The sequence below is a fragment of the Aminobacter sp. P4_D5 genome, assembly GCF_056401815.1.
Genome location: NZ_JBFUIP010000739.1, coordinates 1 through 701 on the forward strand (window position 1 = coordinate 1; position 701 = coordinate 701).

The 701-nt window shown below is 71.0% G+C and carries 1 protein-coding gene; it reads left to right on the forward strand.

All coding sequences use genetic code 11. The features are described from left to right. Positions 1 to 88: 88 nt before the first annotated feature. Positions 89 to 701, forward strand: a 613-nt coding sequence (locus AC1DWF_RS34690) for a gamma-glutamyltransferase (protein ID WP_476843012.1), incomplete at its 3' end; no start/stop codon positions are given.

Here is a 701-nt window from a genome sequence, read left to right on the forward strand (position 1 = left end):
GGCTATCGCCGGCCGGTTCCGCCCGGCCAGCGATATATGGACCTCGTAACGTCTTGCCGGCGGCCCCGCATCGCGCGAGCCTCCGGTCATGACGACATGGCGCGCCCGCGCGGGCACCACCTTCGCAACTCAGAAGCAGCCGGCCTTCGGCGCGCGCGGCATGGTGGTCACCAACCACCCCGCCGCCAGCGCCGCCGGCGCCCAGATGCTGGCCGAGGGGGGCAATGCGGTGGACGCCGCCGTCGCCGCCATCCTCGCGCTGACCGTCTGCGAGCCGATGATGGTGGGCATGTTCGGCGGCGGGCTGATGCATATCGCCTCGCCCGACGGGAAGCACGAGGTGCTCGATGGTATGGCCACCTGCCCCCTCAACTCGCGGCCGGAGATGTTCGAAGGGCGCGACCCACGAAAGCAGAGCGTCGGCGCCCTCTCGGTTGCCGTCCCCGGCAACCTCCTCGCCTGGGAAGCGGGCCTGAAACGGCACGGCCGCTTCTCGATGGCCGACGTGATCGCGCCCGCCATCCGCCTGGCGTCCAAGGGCTTCGAGGCAAGCGGCTACCTCAACGAATGCATCTCGGAAGTCGCGGCCGACCTGAAGCTCGACGCCACCATCTCCAGCATCTTCCTGCCCGACGGCGCCCCCGTTCCGGTCGGCGCGCGCGTGGTCAACGAGGCGCTGGCCGACAGCCTGCGCGCCGTGG